The organism is Arthrobacter sp. UKPF54-2, from assembly GCF_007858535.1.
Taxonomy (GTDB): domain Bacteria; phylum Actinomycetota; class Actinomycetes; order Actinomycetales; family Micrococcaceae; genus Arthrobacter.
In genome coordinates this window covers 3,176,631-3,191,736 of sequence record NZ_CP040174.1, presented here as the reverse complement: position 1 = coordinate 3,191,736, position 15,106 = coordinate 3,176,631, and the positions used below count along the sequence as shown (strand labels likewise).

General features: G+C 69.7%; 17 protein-coding genes, 2 tRNA genes and 1 riboswitch. Of the genes, 15 read left to right on the top strand and 4 right to left on the bottom strand.

Annotated elements, in window-relative coordinates; genetic code table 11:
* Positions 1 to 15: 15 nt before the first annotated feature.
* Positions 16 to 88: transfer RNA gene (locus E7Y32_RS14705), tRNA-Gly, on the bottom strand.
* 432 nt (positions 89 to 520) lie between these two features.
* Here E7Y32_RS14705 and E7Y32_RS14700 point away from each other — a divergent pair.
* The 14 genes from E7Y32_RS14700 (at position 521) to hisF (ending at position 11,632) form a co-directional block, all read left to right on the top strand.
* Positions 521 to 592, top strand: a tRNA-Val gene (locus tag E7Y32_RS14700).
* An 86-nt stretch (positions 593 to 678) separates the two neighbouring features.
* Positions 679 to 1,524, top strand: coding sequence for a cytochrome (locus E7Y32_RS14695; protein WP_146337773.1), 846 nt, complete (start codon positions 679 to 681; stop codon positions 1,522 to 1,524).
* Positions 1,525 to 1,594: 70 nt separating this feature from the next.
* Positions 1,595 to 2,185 (top strand): peptide deformylase, encoded by a 591-nt coding sequence (def, locus tag E7Y32_RS14690; RefSeq protein WP_146337772.1) that lies wholly within the window; start codon positions 1,595 to 1,597, stop codon positions 2,183 to 2,185.
* Positions 2,182 to 3,102, top strand: a complete 921-nt coding sequence (gene fmt, locus E7Y32_RS14685; RefSeq protein WP_146337771.1) for a methionyl-tRNA formyltransferase — start codon at positions 2,182 to 2,184, stop codon at positions 3,100 to 3,102. Before def ends, fmt begins: the two co-directional genes overlap by 4 nt.
* The gene (locus E7Y32_RS14680; protein WP_146337770.1) at positions 3,099 to 4,667 is read left to right on the top strand and encodes an RsmB/NOP family class I SAM-dependent RNA methyltransferase; all 1,569 of its coding nucleotides are present in this window, start codon (positions 3,099 to 3,101) and stop codon (positions 4,665 to 4,667) included. The genes fmt and E7Y32_RS14680 overlap by 4 nt, the downstream gene beginning before the upstream one ends.
* Positions 4,668 to 4,730: 63 nt before the next feature.
* Positions 4,731 to 5,387 carry a ribulose-phosphate 3-epimerase gene (rpe, locus tag E7Y32_RS14675; protein WP_146337769.1) on the top strand — a complete coding sequence of 219 codons (657 nt, stop codon included), beginning with the start codon at positions 4,731 to 4,733 and terminating at the stop codon, positions 5,385 to 5,387.
* 86 nt (positions 5,388 to 5,473) lie between these two features.
* A riboswitch (FMN riboswitch) is annotated at positions 5,474 to 5,624 on the top strand.
* Between the two features lie 156 nt (positions 5,625 to 5,780).
* The gene (ribD, locus tag E7Y32_RS14670) at positions 5,781 to 6,935 is read left to right on the top strand and encodes a bifunctional diaminohydroxyphosphoribosylaminopyrimidine deaminase/5-amino-6-(5-phosphoribosylamino)uracil reductase RibD (RefSeq protein ID WP_146337768.1); all 1,155 of its coding nucleotides are present in this window, start codon (positions 5,781 to 5,783) and stop codon (positions 6,933 to 6,935) included.
* Positions 6,935 to 7,573, top strand: coding sequence for a riboflavin synthase (locus tag E7Y32_RS14665; RefSeq protein WP_146337767.1), 639 nt, complete (start codon positions 6,935 to 6,937; stop codon positions 7,571 to 7,573). Before ribD ends, E7Y32_RS14665 begins: the two co-directional genes overlap by 1 nt.
* A complete protein-coding gene (ribB, locus tag E7Y32_RS14660) occupies positions 7,570 to 8,250 on the top strand; it encodes a 3,4-dihydroxy-2-butanone-4-phosphate synthase (protein WP_146337766.1) in 681 nt (226 codons plus the stop codon). Before E7Y32_RS14665 ends, ribB begins: the two co-directional genes overlap by 4 nt.
* A gap of 22 nt (positions 8,251 to 8,272) precedes the next feature.
* Positions 8,273 to 8,968 (top strand): GTP cyclohydrolase II, encoded by a 696-nt coding sequence (gene ribA, locus E7Y32_RS14655; protein WP_146337765.1) that lies wholly within the window; start codon positions 8,273 to 8,275, stop codon positions 8,966 to 8,968.
* Positions 8,969 to 9,032: 64 nt separating this feature from the next.
* The gene (ribH, locus tag E7Y32_RS14650) at positions 9,033 to 9,518 is read left to right on the top strand and encodes a 6,7-dimethyl-8-ribityllumazine synthase (protein WP_146337764.1); all 486 of its coding nucleotides are present in this window, start codon (positions 9,033 to 9,035) and stop codon (positions 9,516 to 9,518) included.
* An 82-nt stretch (positions 9,519 to 9,600) separates the two neighbouring features.
* Positions 9,601 to 9,864: a phosphoribosyl-ATP diphosphatase gene (locus tag E7Y32_RS14645; protein ID WP_123254457.1), complete on the top strand. Its 264-nt coding sequence runs from the start codon at positions 9,601 to 9,603 to the stop codon at positions 9,862 to 9,864.
* A 104-nt stretch (positions 9,865 to 9,968) separates the two neighbouring features.
* Positions 9,969 to 10,811: an ATP phosphoribosyltransferase gene (gene hisG / locus E7Y32_RS14640; protein WP_146337763.1), complete on the top strand. Its 843-nt coding sequence runs from the start codon at positions 9,969 to 9,971 to the stop codon at positions 10,809 to 10,811.
* Between the two features lie 44 nt (positions 10,812 to 10,855).
* Positions 10,856 to 11,632, top strand: a complete 777-nt coding sequence (gene hisF, locus E7Y32_RS14635; RefSeq protein WP_146337762.1) for an imidazole glycerol phosphate synthase subunit HisF — start codon at positions 10,856 to 10,858, stop codon at positions 11,630 to 11,632.
* A 33-nt stretch (positions 11,633 to 11,665) separates the two neighbouring features.
* On the opposite strand, the gene E7Y32_RS14630 is transcribed toward hisF, so the two are convergent.
* From E7Y32_RS14630 to E7Y32_RS14620, 3 genes are all read right to left on the bottom strand, one after another.
* On the bottom strand, positions 11,666 to 12,961 hold the full coding sequence (locus E7Y32_RS14630) for an alpha/beta fold hydrolase (protein WP_222433447.1): 1,296 nt from the start codon (positions 12,959 to 12,961) through the stop codon (positions 11,666 to 11,668).
* A gap of 181 nt (positions 12,962 to 13,142) precedes the next feature.
* Entirely contained in the window at positions 13,143 to 13,724 is a 582-nt protein-coding gene (locus tag E7Y32_RS14625) for a DUF2306 domain-containing protein (protein WP_146337760.1), read from the bottom strand.
* Between the two features lie 191 nt (positions 13,725 to 13,915).
* Positions 13,916 to 14,560 (bottom strand): TIGR03085 family metal-binding protein, encoded by a 645-nt coding sequence (locus E7Y32_RS14620; RefSeq protein WP_146337759.1) that lies wholly within the window; start codon positions 14,558 to 14,560, stop codon positions 13,916 to 13,918.
* 144 nt (positions 14,561 to 14,704) lie between these two features.
* Between E7Y32_RS14620 and hisI the strand changes: the two genes are divergently transcribed.
* Complete coding sequence (gene hisI, locus E7Y32_RS14615; protein ID WP_146337758.1) at positions 14,705 to 15,097, top strand: phosphoribosyl-AMP cyclohydrolase; 393 nt, start codon at positions 14,705 to 14,707, stop codon at positions 15,095 to 15,097.
* The last annotated feature ends 9 nt before the right edge of the window (positions 15,098 to 15,106 follow it).

Below are 15,106 nucleotides of genomic sequence, written 5' to 3'. Positions count from 1 at the left end.
TGACAGTGTCCTGCGAGCGGACGACGAGATTCGAACTCGCGACATCCACCTTGGCAAGGTGGTGCTCTACCAGCTGAGCTACGTCCGCAATGTTGCCTGCGATTCGCTGCCGTAATCGGCATTTCCTCGCGTTCCAACGAGTAAGAACTCTATAGGAGGTTCAGGCAATCTACAAATCGGGACGCCCTCCGCGCCGGGATACCCCCGCCCTTCCCTGCAAACTAGCGGATTTTGCTAATTACAGATGTGTAATTCGACCCCCATCCTTACGTCGCCTGGGCAGGGTGGCAGACGGCGCGTCCGACGACGACGGCGCCAGGCGCGCGGCCTGGGGCGGCACTGACCTGCCCTCCGCGCCCCGCCCCACCGATTCGCCAATGGTGGCCACTAAACGAGCCCGGGAAGCGGCCATCTCTGTCCAGCGGGCGAAGTGCGGGCCGGGTCGCCGAACCCGCCGCGCCGCCGTCGAAAACGCCGATTTCGGATTTCCGCCGGGGTGGGCTAGCATTCAATGGCACCGGGGCGATTGGCGCAGTGGTAGCGCGCTTCGTTCACACCGAAGAGGTCACTGGTTCGAACCCAGTATCGCCCACCTGGAAGATGGTCCGTTCCGCTCACAGAGCGGGGCGGGCCATTTTGTTTTCCGCCAGCGTCCGACCCCCGTGAAAGAGTCTTTCTATGACCGCCCCGCTCCTCGCCTACGCCACCGACTACGGCCGGATGTACGCACGTTCCACGTCCGAGCAGTTCTCCGTCCCCTCCATCACCACCGTGATCGGCCAGCAGCCCCACGGCCTGGACGGATGGTTCGGCTACATGGGTGCGAACAGCCTGGCCGCGGATCCCACGCTGCCGGCCATCCTGGGCAGCCCGGCCAAGGTGCGCCAGGCGGTCAGCCGTGCCGCCAAGGCCGCCGAAACCTACCGCGACGACGCCGCCGCCCGCGGCGACCGGGTGCACAACTACTGCGAGCAGGTGGCCCTCCGTGCCCTGGGCCGGCCGCACCTGATGAAGGAAACCCGGGAGGCCCTGGCGGCCAACGGCGAGGAAGCCTTCGCCGCCCGCTTTGACGAGTGGTGGGAACTGTTCCAGGTGGAACCGATTGCCCCGGAAATCACGGTGTGGAACAAAACCGTCGGCTACGCGGGGACCCTGGACCTCGTCGCCAGGATCAACGGCCGCACCTGCCTCATCGACTACAAGACCAAGGGAACCAGCCGCGACGGCACGGTCAAGCCCCTCGATGACAAGGTGGTGATGCAGCTGGTGGCCGGCATGAAAGCCGAGGAAAGCCTGGTGGATCCGGTGGCGGGGGAGTGGGAACCCTGGCAGCACGGGGACTCCCCGCTCCTCCTCGCCGTCGCCATCGGCGAGACGGAGGTCCGGCCGCAGCGGGCCAACCCGGAGGTGCTCAAGCACCACTGGTGGAAGTTCTGCGCCCTGCGCCGCGTCTGGGAGATGTCCGCCGACACGGTGGCCGCCGGACCCGCCCTGCTGCCGATCGCTCCGCCGGCGGCCCGCTGAGCCGGAAACCGGTGCCTGCCACTAAACTGGACGGAACCCTGTAGCCGCCCACCGTGAGGACCGATTACCCATGGCCATTTTGAATATCCGCATCATCGGGGACCCTGTGCTGCGCACAGTTGCCGATCCCGTGACGGAATTCGGGCCTGAGCTGGAGAAGCTCGTTGCCGACATGACCGAAACCATGGAGGACGTGGAGGGCGCCGGCCTGGCCGCGCCGCAGGTCGGCATCAGCCAGCGGGTCTTCACCTACCGCATCCGCGGCGTCGAGGGCCACATCATCAACCCGGTGCTGGAAAACAGCGAGGACTTCCAGCCGGACGAGGTGGAAGGCTGCCTCTCCATCCCGGGCCTGGGCTTCCCGGTCCGCCGGCACCGCGCCACCAGGGTCACCGGCGTCGACGTGCACGGCAACCCTGTGGAGCTGGAGGGCGAGGGAATGCTCGCCCGCGTCTTCCAGCACGAGACCGACCACCTGGACGGAATCCTCTTCACCGACCGGCTCCAGGGCGAGGACCGCAAAGCGGCGCTCCGCGCCATCCGCAACGCTAACTACGACTCCATCACCGAGCAGACGACGTCGAAGCGGGCCAAGACGGTTGGCTCCAGCTTCGGAGGCGGCAGCTTCGGCGCCGGCTCCTCCTTCGGAACCGGCCAGTGAGGGTCCTCTTCGCGGGAACCCCGGCCGTCGCGGTTCCGTCGCTGGACGCCCTCGTCGCCGCCGGTTTCGACGTCGTCGCCGTCCTGACCCGGCCGGACGCCCCGCTGGGACGCAAGCGCGTGCTGACGCCCTCGCCGGTTGCCGCCCGCGCCGCGGAACTCGGTATCGAGATCATCCACGCCGCGAAGGTCGACGCCGCCGTGACCGCCCGGATCGAAGCGGCCGCGCCCGACGTCGCCGCGATCGTGGCCTACGGCGGCCTCATCCCGCGGGCGGCCCTGGACATCCCCCGGCACGGCTGGATCAACCTGCACTTTTCGCTGCTGCCGGCCTGGCGCGGGGCGGCGCCGGTGCAGCGCGCCCTATTCGCCGGTGACGACATCACCGGCGCCGTGACCTTCCGGCTCGAAGAAGGCCTGGACACCGGTCCGGTGTTCGGCACCCTGACCGAGGCCGTGCGGCCTGAGGACACCGCGGGGGAGCTGCTGGAACGCCTCTCGCACAGCGGCGCCGTGCTGCTGACCCAGACGCTTTCGGCCGTCGACGCCGGCAAAGCCGCTGCCGTCCCGCAGCAGGGCGAGGTCAGCCTGGCCCCCAAACTCACCCTCGAGGACGGTCGCCTCGACTGGCAGCAGCCGGCCCTCGCGCTTGGCCGCCGGTCCCGCGGGGTCACGCCGGAACCCGGCGCCTGGACCACGCTGGAGGGGCAGCGTGTGAAGCTCGAACCGGTGCTGCTCCGGCCAGGGGCGCAACCGCTGCGCCCGGGACAGCTGGCCCTGGACGGGAAAGCCGTCCTGGTCGGGACCGGCTCGCACCCCGTTGAACTCACCCGGGTCCAGCCCGCGGGCAAGAAAATGATGACCGCCGCTGACTGGGCGCGCGGACAGGCAACACTGGAAAGCGTGGTCTTCGAATGAGCGAATCCGGATCCAACGGCAACCGCGGACAGGGGCACGGCGGCCGCGGCGGCGAGGGCCACCGGGGTCCACGGGGCGGTGTGAAGCGGAACGCGCAAGGCCGGGAACGGAACCGCGGCCCGCAGCGCGGTTTCACCGAAAACGCTCCCTCCCAGCGCACCCGGCGTGCCGACCCGGCCCGGCTGGTGGCCTTCGAGGTCCTCCGCGCCGTGGCCGCCGAGGACGCTTACGCGAACCTTGTCCTGCCGGCCCGGATCCGGCACCACGGACTGGATAAGCGCGACGCCGGGTTCGCCACCGAACTGAGCTACGGCGCCCTGCGCGGCCAGGGCACCTACGACGCGATTCTTGCCCGCTGCGTGGACCGCCCGCTCGAGCAGCTGGACCCGGCCATCCTGGACGCGCTGCGGATCGGCGCGCACCAGCTGCTCGCCATGAGAGTGCCCGCGCATGCCGCCCTCGACGAGACCGTGGGCCTGGCCCGCGCCGTGATCGGCGCCGGACCGTCCGGGCTGATCAACGCCGTCCTGCGCAAGGTCTCCGCGCACACCCTCGAGGAATGGCTCGACCTGCTGCTCAGCGACGAGCAGGACCAGACCAAGGTGGCCTCCGTCCGCTACGCCCACCCCGAGTGGATCGTCCGGGCGTTCCGGCAGTCCCTCGTGGCGCACGGGCGCCCGGTCACCGAAATCGACGAGCTCCTCGAAGCGGACAACGCAGCGCCCGTGGTGAACCTCGTGGCGCTGCCGGGCCTCGGCAGCCTCGACGAAGCCCTGGAAAGCGGCGCCACGCCCGGCGAGCTGGTCGAAGGATCCGCCCTCTCCAGCGGCGGGGACCTGGGCCGCCTCGCCTCCGTACGTGAGGGCAGCACTCGGGTCCAGGACGTCGGCTCCCAGCTGGTGGCGCGGGCTTTGGCGTCCGTGGACCTGGCCGGCGGCTCCGCGGGCGACGGCGGCACGGCCGGCGCCGAACGCTGGCTGGACCTCTGCGCCGGCCCGGGCGGCAAGGCAGCCCTGCTGGGTGCCCTCGCGCGTCAGCACGGTGCCACCCTGCTCGCCAACGAACCGGCCCCCCACCGCGCCAAACTGGTCCGCCAGGCCCTGGCCGCGGTGCCGCACGAGGTCTGGCACGTCCGTACCGGCGACGGCCGGGAGGTCGGATCTGAAATGGCCGAAAGCTTCGACCGGGTGTTGGTGGATGTGCCCTGCACCGGCCTGGGCGCGCTGCGCCGCCGCCCGGAATCCCGCTGGCGGCGCACCCCCAAGGACCTCGTGGACCTGGGGCCGCTGCAGCGCGAACTGCTCAAGTCGGCGCTCGACGCCGTCAAGCCCGGCGGTGTGGTGGCCTACGTGACCTGCTCGCCGCACCCGGCCGAGACGACCGCCGTCGTGAGCGACGCGCTGCGCAAACGCGACGACCTTGAACTGCTGGACGCCGGCGCGGCCATGGACGCCGTCAGCCTCACCGGGCACCTCGAGGCGGGCCACGAACTCACCGCCCAGCTCTGGCCGCACCTGCACCGGACCGACGCCATGTTCCTGGCGCTGATCCACAAGAAAGCCTGAGCTTCAGGCCATACTGGCACCAGCTACCTGATCTTCCGACCGGCGCAACCACAAAGGACACCCATGGCCCACTGCTGCATCAATCCCAGCATCCTTTCGGCGGACTTCGCGAACCTCCAGTCCGAGCTGCACAAGATCAGCACCGCCGACGCCGTGCACGTGGACGTGATGGACAACCACTTTGTGCCGAACCTCTCGCTCGGCCTGCCGGTGGTCCAGCGCATCCAGGAAGTCAGCCCGATTCCGCTGGACGCCCACCTGATGATCGAGCACGCCGACCGCTGGGCGCCGGCCTACGCCGACGCCGGCGTCGCGTCGGTGACCTTCCATGCCGAGGCGTCGATCGCGCCGGTGAAGCTGGCCCGCGAACTGCGCGCACGCGGGGCGAAGGCCGGGATCGCGTTGCGCCCCGGCAGCGCGGTGGAGCCGTTCCTGGACATGCTCGGCGAGCTGGACATGATCCTCATCATGACCGTGGAGCCCGGCTTCGGCGGCCAGGAGTTCCTGGACCTCACGCTGCCGAAGATCCGCCGGGCCCGGGCGGCCATCGACGCCTCCGGACTGGACGTCCGGCTGCAGGTCGACGGCGGCATCACCGAGGAGACCATCTGGCGTGCCGCCGAGGCCGGCGCCGACGTCTTTGTCGCCGGCTCCGCAGTCTACGGCGCCGATGACCCGGCCGACGCGATCGAGCGGCTGCGGGCCGCGGGCCGGCGCTAACCGGCCGAAACATGACGCAAACTGCGCTCTCCGGCCGGCGGGAATAGGCGGACAGCACGCTCGGTTGTGTCAGAATAGCTACACACATACGTGCTCCGGGGTCGGTGTAAGTCCGAACCGGCGGTGATAGTCCGCGACCCGAAAGCCGGAACTTTCCGCAAGGAAGGCGACGGCGGACGGTTGAACCGGTGGAACTCCGGTACCGACAGTTAAAGTCTGGATGAGAGAAGCACGTACAGCTGTTACTGCGGCGCCCGCACGGCGCCGCGGAATTGCGCTGTCGTATACCCCCGGAGCCATCGCGGTTCTTGAGGGAAGGAACGACACACACATGAACCCCTTGCGATGGCTCTTCGCCGGCTCTGCGGCCCTACGGGCCGCGGCGGACGACACATGAGCCTCCAATCGGCCGCTGGGCCGCAGCACCACCCGGACCAGGAAGACTTCAACGCCGCCGGCTTCAGTGCGGCCGAGACGGCCGCCATGGACGCTGCCCTAGCCGCCGCGGCGCGGGGCCCGCGCGGGGCGAACCCGCTGGTGGGCGCCGTCGTGATCGGAACCGACGGCACGCCGCTGGTCACCGGCTACCACCGCGGCGCCGGCACCCCGCACGCCGAGGCCGACGCGATCGCGCAGGCCGCGGCCGCCGGGCTGGACCTCACGGGCACCACCATGGTGGTCACCCTGGAGCCGTGCAACCACTGCGGCCGGACCGGCCCCTGCGCCCAAGCCGTCATCGACGCCGGCGTGGCCGACGTCGTCTACGCCATCGACGACCCGCACGATCCCGCCGCCGGGGGAGCGGCCACCCTGCGCGCCGCCGGAGTCCGGGTCCGTTCCGGCCTCGGCGCCGTCGCCGCCCTGGACCTCAACCGCCGCTGGTTCGACGCCGTGGCCGCCAAACGGCCGTTCGTCACCCTGCACATCGCCCAGACCCTGGACAGCCGGATCGCGGCCAGTGACGGGACCAGCCAGTGGATCTCCAGCCCGGAGTCCCTCGCCGACAACCACGCCCTGCGGGGCCGGATCGACGCGATCCTGGTGGGCACCCAGACCGTCCTGGTCGACAACCCGCGGCTCACGGCCCGCAACCCGGGCGGCGAACCCGCCGCCAAGCAGCCGCTGCGCGCCGTGATGGGCCTGCGGGGAATTCCCGGGGACGCCGCGGTCAACGGCGACGACGGCAAGGTGCTGCACCTGCCCACCCGCGAGCCCCGCGAGTCCCTGGACCGGTTGTTCGACGCCGGCGTCCGGCACCTCATGGTCGAGGGCGGCTCCCGGATCCTCAGCGCCTTCCTGGCCGCCGGCCTGGTCGACGAGCTCATCGTCTACCTGGCCCCCACGCTGCTCGGCTCCGGCACCCCCGCCTTGGACGACCTCGGCATCGGCACCCTCGCCGACGCCCAGCACTGGGACTGGGACCACGCCTCGGGCGGCGCCGTGCAGATGCTGGGCCGCGACCTGCGGCTCCACCTGCGTCCCGCCACCAACACTTCATCCGATTCCACCCCGCGCAGCGACGCGGACACCGTCGCAGGAGGCAACTGATGTTTACCGGAATTATCGCCGAACAGGGAAAGGTGCTCTCCGTCGAGCGCGACGGCGACACCAGCGCCACGCTGCGCCTGCACGCCCCCGAAAGCACCGAGGGACTGGCCCACGGCGGCTCGATCGCCGTCAACGGCGTCTGCCTGACGGCCACGGACATCAACGGCACGGACTTCAGCGTCGACGTGATGGGCGAGACCCTGGTCCGGAGCACCATCGGCGCACTGGCCGCGGGGGACCCCGTCAACCTGGAACGCTGCGTCCCGGCCGGCGGCCGGCTCGACGGCCACGTCGTGCAGGGGCACGTCGACGGCGTCGGCGAATTGCTCGAACGCGAGGCCCTCGGGAACTGGGACCGGCTGCGCTTCTCCGTACCCGCACCGCTGGCCCGCTACATCGCTGAGAAGGGCTCCATCGCCGTCGACGGCGTCTCGCTCACCGTCACCGCCGTCAGCCCGGCGCCCGAGCCGGCCCCGTGGTTCGAAGTCGGCCTGATCCCCACCACCCTGGCCGAGACCGGGCTGGGCGCCAAGGCTGTGGGCGGCCGCGTCAACCTCGAGGTGGATGTCCTGGCCAAGTACACCGAGCGGCTGCTGGCCTTCGCCCCCGCCGCGCAGACCCAGGCGGCGGCATCATGAACCGGCTGCAGGACACCCCCGGGATCGCCGTCGACGCGCCGGCTCTGGACCCGATCGAGGACGCCATCCGCGCCATGGCGGCCGGCCGGCCCGTGCTGGTGGTCGACAACGAGGACCGCGAAAACGAAGGCGACATCATTTTCGCGGCGCAGCACGCCACCCCTGCCCTGATGGGCTGGACCATCCGGTACAGCTCCGGGGTGATCTGCGTGCCGCTGACCAGCGAACAGGCCGACGCGCTGGAACTGCCGCCCATGGTGGCCATCAACCAGGACGCCAAGGGCACCGCCTACACCGTGTCCTGCGACGCCGCCATCGGCGTGAGCACCGGAATCTCGGCGACCGACCGGGCGCTGACCGCCCGGATCCTGGCCGATCCGAGCAGCCGGCCGAACTCCCTGACCCGTCCCGGGCATGTTTTCCCGCTCCGCGCCGTTAAGGGGGGTGTGCGGGAGCGTCCCGGCCACACCGAAGCAGCAGTGGAGCTGTGCCGGCTGGCCGGACTCCAACCCGTGGGCGTGATCGCAGAACTGGTGCACGACGACGGAGAAATGATGCGGCTGGACGGAGTTCGCGGCTTTGCCCTCGAACACGGCTGCCCGCTGATTTCGATCGCCGAACTCGTGGCCTACCTTGAGGCCGGCCACACCGGCAGCGCCGCGGCGGAATCCGCCTGACACCCTGGACTGAGGAGAAACAATGACGACTTCTGAAGCGCAGCCGGCTACCCCGGCGCAGCAGCCGCATCCGGTCAGCGGCGGACCGATCGTCCAGCTGCCCACCGCCTACGGCGACTTCGTGGCGCAGGCCTGGACGGACCTGGCCACCGGCGCCGAGCACCTCGCCGTCAGCTCCCCGCTGCCGGCCACGGACGGCCAGGCGCCCCTGGTCCGGCTGCACTCCGAATGCCTCACGGGGGACGTGTTTGGCTCCTACCGCTGCGACTGCGGCGAGCAGCTGGCCTACGCCCTGGAGATGATCCACGAATACGGCGGCACCCTGCTCTACCTGCGCGGCCAGGAAGGCCGCGGCATCGGACTGGCCAACAAGATCAAGGCCTATGCGCTGCAGGAGGCCGGCTTCGACACCGTTGAGGCCAACGAGCAGCTCGGCCTGCCGGTGGACGCCCGCTGCTACAAGGCCGCCGCGCAGATCCTCGCCGAGCTGGGCCTGCATGAGATCCGCCTGCTGAGCAACAACCCGGACAAGCAGGACCGGCTGGCCCAGGCCGGCGTGCGCGTGGTCGAGATGGTCCCCACCGAGGTGCCGTCCCGGGAACAGAACCTGCGCTACCTGCAGACCAAAAAGGACCGGATGGACCACCGGCTGGTCCTGGACATGGAACCGGCAGCACCCGCCGCGGGCCAGGGCGGCTTCGAGCACGAACAGGGCTGAGCCGCCCGCGGTATCCGCCGCAGCACCACCCCTCCCACACACCTCCCCATAGCAAGGACAACGCATGAGCGGCCACGGCGCCCCCCAGATCGACCTCACCACCCTCAGCCCGGAGGACACCTCCCGGCTGAAACTCGCCATCGTCGCCGCGAGCTGGCACACCCAGATCATGGACGGACTGCTCGACGGCGCGCGGCGCGCCGCCAAGGAGGCCGGCATCGGCGAACCCACCGTGCTGCGTGTCCCCGGAACCTTTGAACTGCCCGTCGCCGCGGCCCGGCTGGCGCCGCACTTCGACGCCGTCGTCGCGCTCGGTGTGGTGATCCGCGGCGGAACGCCGCACTTTGAGTACGTCTGCGAGGCCGCCACGCTCGGCCTGACCGAGGTCAGCGTCCGCACCGGCGTGCCCGTCGGCTTCGGTGTGCTGACCTGCGACACCGAACAGCAGGGCATCGACCGGGCAGGCCTCCCGGGCTCCACCGAGGACAAGGGACACGAGGCTGTCACGGCCGCCCTGGCCACTGCCGTCACGCTCAAGCAGTACTCCTAGCCTTGTGTATTCCCTCACATCCGGGCCGTCATCCGGCGGCCCGGCAGGCGGCGTCTTGCCGTGAGCAAGTAGGCTGGAGGGCGTGAAGAATTTCGAGTCGCTGTTCGCAGAACTGAGTGAGAAGGCAGCCGCCCGCCCGGAGGGGTCCCGCACCGTCGCCGAACTGGATTCCGGAGTCCACGGCATCGGCAAGAAAGTCGTGGAGGAAGCCGCCGAGGTCTGGATGGCTGCCGAGTACGAATCCGACGAAGCCGCCGCGGAAGAAATTTCGCAGCTGCTCTATCACCTGCAGGTTCTGATGCTCGCCAAAGGACTCAGCCTGGAAGACGTCTACAAGCATCTCTAGCCACGTCGCGCCGCCCGCCGCGGAACCGAATCCGCCCGGACCCCGGCGCACCACGTGGCCCGCTGTGCCTGCACCGATGACTTCCTAATCAGAAAGACCTTCCCATGCTCAGAGTTGCCGTCCCGAACAAGGGATCCCTGTCCGAAGCCGCCTCCGCCATTCTCGCTGAGGCCGGCTACCGCCAGCGCCGCGACAGCCGCGAACTGGTCATGGTTGACCCGGACAACGACATCGAGTTCTTCTTCCTCCGCCCCCGCGACATCGCCGTCTACGTCGGCCAGGGCACCCTGGACGTCGGCATCACCGGCCGCGACCTGCTGCTCGACGCCGAGGTGGAAGCCGAGGAGCTGCTGCCCCTGGGCTTCGCCGCCTCCACCTTCCGGTTCGCCGGCCCGGTGGGGGACTTCACCGCCATCGAACAGCTTGAAGGCAAGCGCCTTGCCACCAGCTACGACGGACTGCTCCGCGGCTACCTCGCCCAGCGCGGCATCAACGCCAAGGTCGTCCGGCTCGACGGCGCCGTCGAATCCTCCGTCCGACTCGGCGTCGCGGACGCGATCGCCGACGTCGTCGAAACCGGCACCACACTCAAGGCCGCCGGCATGGAAATCTTCGGCGAGCCGATCCTGAACTCCGAGTCCGTCCTGATCGGCCGCAAGGGCGAGCAGAATCCCGCCACCGAGGTCCTCATCCGCCGCCTCCAGGGTGTGCTCGTGGCCCGCCAGTACGTGCTGATGGACTACGACATCCGCAAGGAGCTCGTGGAGCAGGCCGCCGCCCTGACGCCGGGGCTGGAGTCGCCCACCGTCTCGCCGCTGCGGGACTCGGACTGGGTGGCCGTCCGCTCCATGGTGCCCAAGCGCGACACCAACCGGATCATGGACGAGCTCTACGACCTCGGCGCCCGCGCCATCCTGGTCAGCAGCATCCACGCCTGCCGGATCTAACTCACCCGGGGACCCCGAACAGCACGTCAACAGCAGGAGCAGTCATGTCAGTAGCCGTCCGCGTCATCCCGTGCCTGGACGTCGACGCCGGCCGTGTGGTCAAGGGGATCAACTTCGAGGGCCTGCGCGACGCCGGTGACCCGGTGGAGCTGGCGCACCGCTACGACAACGGCGGCGCCGACGAGCTGACCTTCCTCGACGTCACCGCGTCCTCGGGCAACCGCGAAACCACCTTCGACGTCGTCCGGCGCACCGCAGAGGAAGTCTTCATTCCGCTGACCGTCGGCGGCGGCGTCCGCGGCGTGGCCGAGGTAGACAAGCTGCTGCGCTGCGGCGCGGACAAGGCCGCCATCAACACCGCAGCCGTGGCCCGGCCCGAGGTGATCGACGAGATCACCCGGCACTTCGGCTCCCAGGTCCTGGTGCTCTCCCTCGACGCGCGGCGCACCCGTCCCGGCTCGCAGCCGACCCCCTCCGGCTTCGAGGTCACCACCCACGGCGGCCGCCAGGGCACCGGCATCGACGCCCTCGCCTGGGCCCGTGAGGCTGCCGACCGCGGCGTCGGTGAGATCCTGCTGAATTCGATCGACGCCGACGGCACCAAGGACGGCTTCGACCTCGAACTCATCCGCCTGGCCCGTGCCGCGGTGAAGGTGCCGCTGATCGCCTCCGGCGGCGCCGGCCGCCCGGAGCACTTCCCGCCGGCCGTGGCTGCCGGCGCGGACGCCGTGCTCGCGGCCTCGGTGTTCCACTTCGGCCCGCTGGACATGATCGCCCAGGTCAAGGCCGCCATCCGCGAGGCAGGCTTCGAAGTCCGCTAATTCGCCCCCGGCCGGGCTGAAAGCAGCGCGGGATCACTTGACGAGCGGGCTGCCGCTCCGGACGGATGAAACGACGTCGAGGATCGCCCGGGTTGTCGAGGAGGCGCCTTCTTCCTCGGCGACGAGCGATTCGTGGGACGCATCCTCGATGGTGCGGTGTGCCGAATTCGCTGATAAGCCGGCCAGTTCGTTTTGGGATGCCAGATGCTTGCTGTCACTGCCGATCCCGGCTGTCAGCACGAGCAGGGGTTTGTTGCCGAAGTCATGCAGTGACGCCGCTTCTTCCATCGAGCTGTTCGCCTGGATGTATTCGTCGATAGTGCTGCGCAGGGTACCGGGGGCTGCGATGCTGGCGCGGACCTCGTCCCGGTACTCGGGCGGCAGGCTGCCGGCCTCAAGCGGGGCGTACAGGCGGGTCAGGCCGAGCCGTGCCAAAGCCGAGATCAGTGCGGAGAGGCGGCCGAGGCTGTCGTAGCTCCCCGCGGCCGCCGGCGTTGCGCCCGGGTTCGCTGCTACCGCCGGTGCCGTGGAGTCCACCAGCACCATGCCCGCAACCTCGTCGGGATAGCGTGCGGCGAAAGTGAGTGCGTAGAGGCCGCCGAAGGAATGGCCGGCCAGCACATACGGTCCGGGGACGTTCCCGCGGTGCAGCAGGGTGTGGAGGTCAATGGCTATCTGCGTGGCGTCCTGGGCGGTGTCAGCCGGTCCACTCCAGCCTCGGCCGGCGCGGTCATAGGCGCATACCCGGGTGGAACGAGCGACAGCCGGGGCAATCCACCCGAGGTTCGAGGACATTTCGCCGCCGCCCGGTTGCAGCACGACTGTGGGGCTTCCCGAGCCGCTGCAGTTCAGGTGCAGGCTGTGCCCTCCGACGTCGATGAGCTGGCCGGGCATCGGGTGGGCCATGGCGTCGGCCGCTGTACCCACGGCCTGGAATCCGCCGCCTATCGAGGCAAGCGCCAACATCGCGAGGACCGGGTAGACCAGCCAGCCCTTGGTCCGGCTCTTAAGCGTCCCCCGGGCCCGGCCGAACATCCAGATCACCAGTGCAAGGAGAGCGGGAGGCCACACCCAGGCGAGCACGCCGTCCACGGACGTGCCGAACCACACCAGGAGAAGACCGCCCACGCCCATGAACAACGCCGGAGCCGCTGCCCACCGCTGTGGCTGGTCAGTGAAACGCACCGAGAGGACGGCCAGCATGGCCCAGCCCAGCGCGAACCCGCAGAGCACCGCGCCGGCAAGCTCGCTCTCCCGCGCCCTGATAAAAGGGGCGGCCGGAAGGAACAGGGCGGCGAGGAGCCCGGCGGCCAACGAGCCGGCGACCACCCGGCCGATGTGCCGCCCCGCCCCGGGGATCTGGCCCGACTGCCGCCCTTGGCCTGTGACTCTCGGCGAGGGGCCGGGTTGAGGAGCCTCGGGGCTAATGGCCACTGTGTGCTCGATTCAGTCGGTGGCGGATCCAGTGGTGTCTCCCGTGGATCTCCACCGGCGGGCGGTACGGATCAATTTAATAGCTGGGGGCCCGGAACGTGGGGCGGATCTGTCCCTCCGGTGCGTGGGCCCGCCGATAGATGAAGAACTCGGCCACCAGCAGGCTGATAACCCACGACGCCCCTATGAGCAGCGCCCGGGTCAGTTCGTCGACGGGTCCCATCAGCAGGATCCAGGGGACCGTTACTACGACGATGGTTCCCTGCGCAATGCCGATGGCGTAAGCCCGGGACATCCATTCACTGTGGCGGACGTAGTTCCGTCGCCGTACGGCGACGAATCCCAGGACAAGGCAGGTCACCATGGCGGAGCCGAAAACCAGGCGAAAGACGAGAAGCAGCGGCCCGTCCAGCGGCGGCAGGTCGTAGAAGACCGCCCCGAGCACCAGGTACAAGGTGACGGCGGGGATATGGATGAGAACGGGAACGGGTGAGTCGAAGAACCGCGTGTTCTCCCGCGTTACCCGTCCTCCGACCAGGTCGGTCAGACGCACTGCCCCGGCGATCACCGGGACCAGGCTGAGGAGGATGAGGGCTCCGGGCACCAGCCACCGGGCTCTCGGTTTCGGATGGGAGCGGGGGATAGTTTCGGGTGTCATGGCGTAGCTCTCTGGCGGGTGTCTTCCGCCGTACGCACAAGGTACCGTGCATTCTACGGATAAGCGAGAGGCAACGGGTGCCACGGAACTGGCATTGCTTCCGGACGTTCGGCTGGCCTCCGCGTCACAAGGCACGCGGTTGGTCGCCGGAGTCGGCGGCCAACCGGATCCAGGGGCCCTTTTGGTGGGCCTTAGAGTCCGACCTCGGCGGACTGCAGCAGTGCGACGGCGTCGGGCTGGCCCTCGAACGTCACCAGGGCGTGCCGGGTCCGGCCGTGGGCGTGCATCAGCAGTTCGCCCGGTTCGCCCACGATAGCCACAGAGACGGGGGCGCGCTTGGCCACATGCCGGGGGCCGGACGGGCTCACCAAGACAATGCCCAGGTCCACGCCGCGGTAGAGGATGGCGGCGCGCTTGACCAGTTCGTCCCAGAGCGCGTCGGAGTAGGCCTCGTCCAGGGCGCGCGGCGCCCAGCGGTCCACCGCGCGGCGGACGTCCTCGGTGTGGACGAAGTATTCGATCAGGTTGGAACTCTCGTCCAGGGCCTTGATCCGCATCGGCGAGAGCGCGGGCGGCCCGGACCGGAAGGTGTTGACCAGCCGGGCGTAGGCCTCCGGGGTCCTGATTGTGGCGGCGAGTTCGGCCGTGGCCTGGTCCGAGGCCTTGGACAGCCGCTTGATCAGCAGCCCCAGCCCCACGCGGGCCTTACGCTCCCGCAGGTACAGGTGCGCGGCGAGATCACGCGTCTGCCAGCCCCTGCAGAGCGTGGGGGAGTCAGGACCGGCCGCCAGCAGGGTTTCGGCCAGGACTTCTCGGGACGGATCGACGAAATGCATCACTTGTGAAACTAGCACGAGACGCCCGCCGGTGTGCACAGGAAGCCCCGCCGTTTTGGCCGCAGCAGGCTAATGGTGCGCATGTTAAGCGCGGGGCCGCCAACGCCGGGCGGCCACCGGCCCGAAGGCACTAGACTTGAGCTGATGTCTGAGCAGCCCGCCCCCGCCCCCGTCAGCGAAACTCCGCTCCCTGCCGGCCTGGCCGAATCCCTGAAACGGGACAGTGCCGGCCTGGTGGCCGCGATCGTCCAGCAGTTCGACACCAACGAGGTGCTGATGCTCGGCTGGATGGATGACGAGGCGCTGCACCGCACCATGACCACCGGGCGGGTCACCTTCTACTCCCGCTCGCGGCAGGAATACTGGCGCAAGGGCGACACCTCCGGCCACGTGCAGTGGGTGAAGTCCCTCGCGCTGGACTGCGACGGCGACGCGCTGCTGGTCCGGGTCGACCAGGTCGGCGCGGCCTGCCACACCGGAACGCGGACGTGCTTCGACGGGCGCGCGCTGGACGCCGTCGTCGGCAACGCGGACTGACCCGCCGCA

Bases quoted from the DNA above. Each gene is read 5' to 3' on its own strand.
- E7Y32_RS14695 (WP_146337773.1), top strand. From the start codon at position 679: ATGACCGCCCCGCTCCTCGCCTACGCCACCGACTACGGCCGGATGTAC.
- def (WP_146337772.1), top strand. From the start codon at position 1,595: ATGGCCATTTTGAATATCCGCATCATCGGGGACCCTGTGCTGCGCACA.
- E7Y32_RS14680 (WP_146337770.1), top strand. From the start codon at position 3,099: ATGAGCGAATCCGGATCCAACGGCAACCGCGGACAGGGGCACGGCGGC.
- rpe (WP_146337769.1), top strand. From the start codon at position 4,731: ATGGCCCACTGCTGCATCAATCCCAGCATCCTTTCGGCGGACTTCGCG.
- ribD (WP_146337768.1), top strand. From the start codon at position 5,781: ATGAGCCTCCAATCGGCCGCTGGGCCGCAGCACCACCCGGACCAGGAA.
- E7Y32_RS14665 (WP_146337767.1), top strand. From the start codon at position 6,935: ATGTTTACCGGAATTATCGCCGAACAGGGAAAGGTGCTCTCCGTCGAG.
- ribB (WP_146337766.1), top strand. From the start codon at position 7,570: ATGAACCGGCTGCAGGACACCCCCGGGATCGCCGTCGACGCGCCGGCT.
- ribA (WP_146337765.1), top strand. From the start codon at position 8,273: ATGACGACTTCTGAAGCGCAGCCGGCTACCCCGGCGCAGCAGCCGCAT.
- ribH (WP_146337764.1), top strand. From the start codon at position 9,033: ATGAGCGGCCACGGCGCCCCCCAGATCGACCTCACCACCCTCAGCCCG.
- hisG (WP_146337763.1), top strand. From the start codon at position 9,969: ATGCTCAGAGTTGCCGTCCCGAACAAGGGATCCCTGTCCGAAGCCGCC.
- hisF (WP_146337762.1), top strand. From the start codon at position 10,856: ATGTCAGTAGCCGTCCGCGTCATCCCGTGCCTGGACGTCGACGCCGGC.
- E7Y32_RS14625 (WP_146337760.1), bottom strand. From the start codon at position 13,724: ATGACACCCGAAACTATCCCCCGCTCCCATCCGAAACCGAGAGCCCGG.
- E7Y32_RS14620 (WP_146337759.1), bottom strand. From the start codon at position 14,560: ATGCATTTCGTCGATCCGTCCCGAGAAGTCCTGGCCGAAACCCTGCTG.
- hisI (WP_146337758.1), top strand. From the start codon at position 14,705: ATGTCTGAGCAGCCCGCCCCCGCCCCCGTCAGCGAAACTCCGCTCCCT.